Source organism: Nostoc sp. ChiSLP03a (assembly GCF_034531215.2).
GTDB lineage: Bacteria > Cyanobacteriota > Cyanobacteriia > Cyanobacteriales > Nostocaceae > Nostoc.
Map to the genome: position 1 here is coordinate 23,060 of NZ_JAVRBQ020000056.1, position 6,396 is coordinate 29,455.

Consider the following 6,396-nt stretch of genomic DNA (forward strand, 5'->3'; position numbering starts at 1 on the left):
GCCTAGCTAATGCGATCGCGCCTTAATAGTTTTAATATTATCAGCCTTATTGATAGCAAGATCGCTTTTACCTCCAGCAGACTCTAGTAACTATTGAGCAAGGATACTTTTTTAAGAATTTGCCGATTGATTTCGATAACTTTGATACTTTCAATGCCAACTTGTGTAAATACTGTTGCTAAATCTTTATTAAAATAAGTCTCGGTTAAATCATCTAGTAATGACATAGTTCTGTTCTTTTAAAAAGTATTTGCATAACCCTTCACCCAATAATGCTTTTTCTCAAAATGGACATCTAAAATTGGGTAATTCCCTGGCTTAATATCAAATTTTATTGGGTTTATCGCCTTTTGTAGCTTGAGAGTTACGCATTTACTACACTGTTATTAACTCAAATGTTTAGGCGTAGTCTGTCGTAGGCATCGGTTTGCTGATGAGAAAAAGCAAATATTTACTGTAAATAGCTGGAAATTTTGTCTAATTATCTCATAAATCAGTGAAATACCACAACGTTTAATCAATATAAGCAGAAAATCAGGTTTGTGGTGAAGAATTAAAAGACAATATTGAATTTCCCTATCTAAAGATGGTTCACAGAAATAAATTTCAATGTTAAAACTATAATTTAAGTTTATTATAATTTCACTACGGTGACTATATGGAAACCTACATCTTGCATATATCTTGCTTAAACAAGATATATTGAGCTAAAAAAGTTAGTTTGCTAATTGATGTAATCCTGAAACCTTAACAACATGAAACAACCTAACTATTTTCAAAATAATTCTAAAAACTCTTTAAAAGAAAAGTATCATCTTTACAAAGGCGAAAAGCTGAACTGGCTTCAAGTAGCTCTTCGGCTTGAAAGGTCAATTATCTCTATCATTCTTCCTTGGGTAATATTTTGTAGTATATATGGTACTTTTATATCATTTTTAGATCATTTAGGATTCCCAATAGCATTTTCAGATTCTAGTAATATTCTTACCAATGCTGTTTTAAGCTTTAATATTGGCTTTACATTACTATTAGTCTTTCGGACGAATACAGCCCATGATAGATTTTGGGAAGGTCGTCAACTCTGGGGAGCTTTAGTTAATACATCACGTAACTTAACTCGGGGAATTGCGATAATAGTTAAAGAGAAGACACCACAAGATAAATTAGAAAAAGAAGCAATGCTTCGGTTAGTAACTGCTTTTGCAGTTGCAATGAAGTTACATCTAAGATCGGTGCCTTTAGACACTCAGTTGGCATCATTAATGTCTGAAAAACAATATTTACACCTCCAAGATAGCGATCATCCTCCACTACAAATTGCTTATTGGATAGGAGATTACTTACAATATCAGCATGACCGAAATTGTCTAAATGTCTATCAATTAACTACTCTACATAATTGTGTAGATGATTTAGTCGATATTTTAGGTGGTTGCGAACGCATTTTAAAAACGCCGCTGCCTTTGATATATACTATTAAACTCAGACAACTGTTATTAATTTTTTGTCTTATATTACCTTTGGAAATTGTGAGCTTTTTAAATTGGTGGACTGGTATAGTCATGGCTTTTGTAAGTTTTACATTATTAAGCATTGAACAAATTGGCTCAGAAATCGAAGAACCTTTTGGGTTTGATCCTAATGATTTACCTTTAAATACTATTTGCAATACAATCTCTAACAATGTTGAAGAATTGATCAAGCTTACTTCTAACAATGTTCGTTATTATTAAATCTGTAAATAAGTTTTATCAGTCAAATTTTGATGATAATGGAGAGGTTTTTCCTTTATTAAACATAGAAAATACTTGGCTGAAAAATGCGATCGCTTAATAAATAGTTCGCCAAGCTTTTACCGTCCCTTTACCAATTTCGCTATCAATAGTTTGACCTCCTTCCAAGACTAGTCTGATATCTAAATTCTCATCTGGAGCATTTTTCAAAGCAGCGGCTAATTCTTGACTGACAGCAAATGTGCCGGTTGAACCGTCTAATTGAAAAACTTTTTCTCTGACCTTAAGCAAAAGCTTATCGACTTTTTTAGTCGTGACAAATCTAAGATAGTCAGGTCTGGGATACACACGACCTGCGGTGTAGAAAGAAGACATTGCTTGACCCGAATTTACTGTTACGAGTACTCGAATGCTGGAAGGTGTCCACAAACTAATAACTTGCGTTGAACCCTCACGGTACAAATAGCCACCTAAAGAATTGCGGTCGAAAACTCCAACCAACTCCCCTTCAAAAGGGTCAACAATTCTTACGGCTTTCGACCAAGGCACATCCATATCGGGGGACAGTCCAGCCGATTTGACCATTGGCAAATCGTTTGATGCTTGCGCAAGAATAGCTATTTTTTGAACGGTGAAAGCAGCACAATGTTGAGGGGAAATTACAGCCAAGCTAGCCCCAAAAAGAAGAACTGGAATCGTTTGCGGTAACTTCATCATAAGTCAGGGGTATAATCTTCAAATGCTTCTTAGTGCAAAACAGTTTGCCTCACTTCAACTGGTTCGCCGGTTAAGCTAAAAGGTCGAACTTCGGTAATTTTTACCTTTACTAACTGCCCTTTGAGTTCTTTGATGTTGCCGCTAAAAAAGGTCAAACGATTACCGCCAGTACGTCCCATCACCTGGGTTGAATCTTTAGGATTTTGGTCTTCTACTAAAACTTCTTCAATGCGTCCAAAGTAACGTTGCGATCGCTCTGCTACTTTTAAGTTTCCCAGATGATTGAGCCGTTGCAGGCGATCGCTTTTAATTTCTTCACTCAGTTGATTGTCCCACAAAGCGGCTGGTGTCCCCGGACGCGGCGAATATGCTGCTGTATTCAACATATCAAAGCCAATATCTTCCACCAGTTTCAGGGTATTTTCAAACTGTGCTTCTGTTTCCCCAGGAAAACCGACAATTACATCGGCACTAATCGAGGCATCTGGCATATACCGCCGAATGGTATCGATAATCCGGCGATATTTCTCATGGGTATAACCCCTTGCCATCGCCTTTAAAAGTTCGTTATCCCCAGATTGAAAGGGAATGTGGAAGTGTTCGCACACCTTGGGTAACTCAGCACAAGCCTGAATTAATCTTTCAGTAAAATAACGGGGATGGCTAGTAGCAAATCTTAACCTTTCAATTCCCGGCACATCATGGACGTAATAAAGCAAATCTGTAAAGTTGTGCAGATGCCGACCTTCTGGTGTGATTCCAGGTAAATCTCTGCCGTAAGCATCAATATTTTGACCGAGTAGGGTAATTTCTTTGTAACCTTGCCGTCCTAATTCTGCCATTTCAGCCCGGATAGCTGACGGCGTGCGAGATTGTTCGACACCACGCACATTGGGAACCACGCAATAAGTGCAGCGTTCGTTACAGCCGTAAATCACATTTACCCAAGCGGTCACTGTACTATCTCGTCGCGGCTGGGTGATATCTTCAATAATGTGAACTGCCTCGGTTGCAACAACTTGGTTGCCTTCAAATACTGCCTCCAACAAATCTTTCAGACGGTTGGCGTGTTGTGGGCCCATTACCAAGTCTAATTCTGGCACTCGCCGCAACAGTGCTTCTCCTTCTTGCTGGGCAACACAACCAGCAACGATAAGAGTTAAATCAGGCTGCTCGTGTTTACGCTTTGCTTGTCTGCCAAGATAGGAATATACCTTTTGTTCAGCATTATCCCGAATTGTACAGGTATTGTAGAGAATTACATCTGCATGATTCGGATCTTCACACCACTCAAAGCCCATGTCTTCCAAAACGCCAGCCATGCGCTCTGAGTCAGCTTTATTCATCTGACAACCGAAAGTAGTAATGTGATATTGGCGTTTAGAAGTGGTCATGGGCAATTCTGCTGAATCAGCGTAATGTTATGTCAGGTTTATTTCTATTCTATAACGCTCTTAAGCTGCTTCAGGAGTGCTGAGTACCTTGGCTCAGATTCCTTTTAATATTTCAATATAAAAACCTCAATAAGTTACAAGCTGCAAGCATTAGCGGTGATGAAATTCCACCTCTTTCTCCAAAATTCTGATGTCATAGTTGCCAAAGAAATCGTGACCTAGTAGCCCGATGCTGGCTTTTGGTGCGATCGCTACTTGAAGATTATTGGCTGTAACTCCACCTACTGCAATAGATTTTACCTTACTGGTTGAGAATTTTACTTCACTACCATCAGCAATTTGGGCTTGCATTGTACCTGTAGCCTGGAGGTTAAGTGTATTCGCCATATCTTGAGTGATAATGGTTCCACTAGCACCTGTATCTACAATCATTTCAAAGGTTTTTTTGTCGTTGAAGGTGACATCAATTACAGGAGTTCCACCAAAACGGCGTTTGATTGAGACTCGAAAAACTTTGTCATCTGAAGGTGCGGCGATGATATTGCCACAAATCCTTTCTAATCCAACGGTTTTACCAGAAGAAGTTATCATGTAACACGCTCCTGGATCGTCTGCTGTTGCCCGATGAGAGAATGCTAAAAATATCAGCGTTGGCATTAGTGTGAGCGCAGCTAGATTAACGCTGGTAATCCAACGCTTCCAAGCATTCTTCATGTTATACTGCTCTCCAATTTTTTTGATTGTTATTAATAGCTAAACTCATTATTGCGGCTGTAAAACATGGTAATAAAAGCGCAGCTTTTTGATATAAAAAATTAAATAAATGTTTTTAATAAGTATTGCAACAGTTTTTTAATTTGAAATTAGCTAATTTTTTTATAATATGTATCTCAAAAATATGAAATCGCATCTTACTCAATACATCTTACATAGAATTACTGATTGATAAATTAAAGATTAGGTAAAGACATGATGAAACTACTTAGAGCAGATTCAATCTGCCATCCTAAGAAGTTGATTAGGAGAAATTTGTTAGCTTACTCAAAGTTTGCTGCTGCATTTACAGCAGTTGCGATCGCATTTTTAACAGCGATATCTTTTTGTTCTAGAATGATATTTTCACTATCAGTACGCGAAGCAACTACACCGCAAATAGCAGCAGCAGCAAAATTATACACTCCTGCCATTTTGAATAGTGTGCCGCATTCCATCTCGTAATTCAAGATATTTAAGCGCCGATATTCTTCTGTAATGCCATGCAGCGATCGCATTAAATTTGGATTGGCTGAATCACTGCGTTCTTGTCCCTCGTAAAAAGTATCAACTGATGCCGTAATTCCGATGTAATGTTCAACCTTTAATTCTCGTGCAGCTTTAACTAAAGCAACTGTCAGAAAAGGATCGGCTGCGGCTGGATATTCCACAGGCGCAATGTCATTTGCTGCACCTTGGCGACATAATGCTGCACTGCTAATAACAACGCTACCTACTGGTATATAAGGTTGAATCGATCCGCAAGTTCCAATGCGAATAATTTGCCGGATTCCTACTTGTATCAACTCGTTGACAACAATACTTAATGAAGGCGCACCCATACCACTTGTAGCTGATAAGATGGTGCGACCATTCGGTAAGTATCCTACATAGCTATTAAGTCCGCGATTTTCGGACAATAGGCGGACATCTTGGAAATAAGTTTGGGCAATTAGATGCGATCGCTCTGGATCGCCAGATAATAGAGCAATGCTGGGAGGTAATGAACCTAAATCATCTTGCCCAAAGCCAATGTGATAGAAACGTTTATTTGGCATTCAATTTTGGATTTTAAATTTTAGATTATTTTACTTACGAACCGTCTTTACCTCTCCATGTAAGATGCCATTGGTCATAAAACTTAGACTTTGGAATAATTTTTTGGCGAATTTCTGCCATTTCTTCGGAGCGGTTAATACTTTGTATCAGATAACCACTGTCAAAGATCAGTTCATGAACTTCTTCATATTTATAAGCAGGTTGAAAGCCAAGATGAACATATAGATTCTTAATAAAACTATTGGCTACTAATAAGCTTCCTGTAAATTCAACAAGATGATTGAGTTCATCATAAATAGCACTAGGATGACCCACAGGTGTATTTCGACGAGAAGGTAAGACACCCAGAAAATCTTTTGCTTTACCTTGTTTTGCAAGTTTTTCTTTTAGGCTGAGAGAGATAATTAATTCTTTTAAGTAAAGCGTCTCTTCTATTACCTTATAAGTGCAACAATAGCCTCGCCAACAAGCTGTTGTACCCCATTGAGGAGAAAAACCATGCTGTGTTGGCTCAAATAATCCCATGCCATCAACACCTGCAATGCAGAATATTTGACTTTTATAGATTAATCCATCACTAACTTGACCAGTCATTTTTTGTTCTTATACCAATTTAATGTGAAGTTGCACATATCTTGATCCCCCTAAATCCCCCTTGAAAAGGGGGACTTTGATAGATGTTTTTCCGGTTCCCCCCTTTTTAAGGGGGGTTAGGGGGGATCGAATTCTATGCAGCTTTA

General features: G+C 38.3%; 7 protein-coding genes. 1 reads left to right on the forward strand and 6 read right to left on the reverse strand.

Annotation, left to right across the window (positions count from 1 at the left end):
• Positions 1 to 83: 83 nt before the first annotated feature.
• Positions 84 to 227 carry a hypothetical protein gene (locus RMY32_RS09565; protein ID WP_322708749.1) on the reverse strand — a complete coding sequence of 48 codons (144 nt, stop codon included), beginning with the start codon at positions 225 to 227 and terminating at the stop codon, positions 84 to 86.
• Between the two features lie 528 nt (positions 228 to 755).
• On the opposite strand from RMY32_RS09565, the gene RMY32_RS09570 reads away from it, so the two are divergent.
• Positions 756 to 1,733 carry a bestrophin family protein gene (locus RMY32_RS09570; protein ID WP_322708750.1) on the forward strand — a complete coding sequence of 326 codons (978 nt, stop codon included), beginning with the start codon at positions 756 to 758 and terminating at the stop codon, positions 1,731 to 1,733.
• 96 nt (positions 1,734 to 1,829) lie between these two features.
• Here the strand turns inward: RMY32_RS09570 and RMY32_RS09575 are convergent, their stop codons facing one another.
• The 5 genes from RMY32_RS09575 to RMY32_RS09595 all read right to left on the reverse strand — a co-directional run bounded on the left by RMY32_RS09575 (position 1,830) and on the right by RMY32_RS09595 (position 6,250).
• Positions 1,830 to 2,450 carry a hypothetical protein gene (locus tag RMY32_RS09575; RefSeq protein WP_322708751.1) on the reverse strand — a complete coding sequence of 207 codons (621 nt, stop codon included), beginning with the start codon at positions 2,448 to 2,450 and terminating at the stop codon, positions 1,830 to 1,832.
• 29 nt (positions 2,451 to 2,479) lie between these two features.
• A complete protein-coding gene (miaB, locus tag RMY32_RS09580; RefSeq protein ID WP_322708752.1) occupies positions 2,480 to 3,844 on the reverse strand; it encodes a tRNA (N6-isopentenyl adenosine(37)-C2)-methylthiotransferase MiaB in 1,365 nt (454 codons plus the stop codon).
• Positions 3,845 to 3,994: 150 nt separating this feature from the next.
• Positions 3,995 to 4,558, reverse strand: a complete 564-nt coding sequence (locus RMY32_RS09585) for a retropepsin-like aspartic protease (protein WP_322708753.1) — start codon at positions 4,556 to 4,558, stop codon at positions 3,995 to 3,997.
• A gap of 323 nt (positions 4,559 to 4,881) precedes the next feature.
• Positions 4,882 to 5,655 carry a nucleoside phosphorylase gene (locus RMY32_RS09590; RefSeq protein WP_322708754.1) on the reverse strand — a complete coding sequence of 258 codons (774 nt, stop codon included), beginning with the start codon at positions 5,653 to 5,655 and terminating at the stop codon, positions 4,882 to 4,884.
• A gap of 34 nt (positions 5,656 to 5,689) precedes the next feature.
• A complete protein-coding gene (locus RMY32_RS09595) occupies positions 5,690 to 6,250 on the reverse strand; it encodes a hypothetical protein (RefSeq protein ID WP_322708755.1) in 561 nt (186 codons plus the stop codon).
• Positions 6,251 to 6,396: the final 146 nt, after the last annotated feature.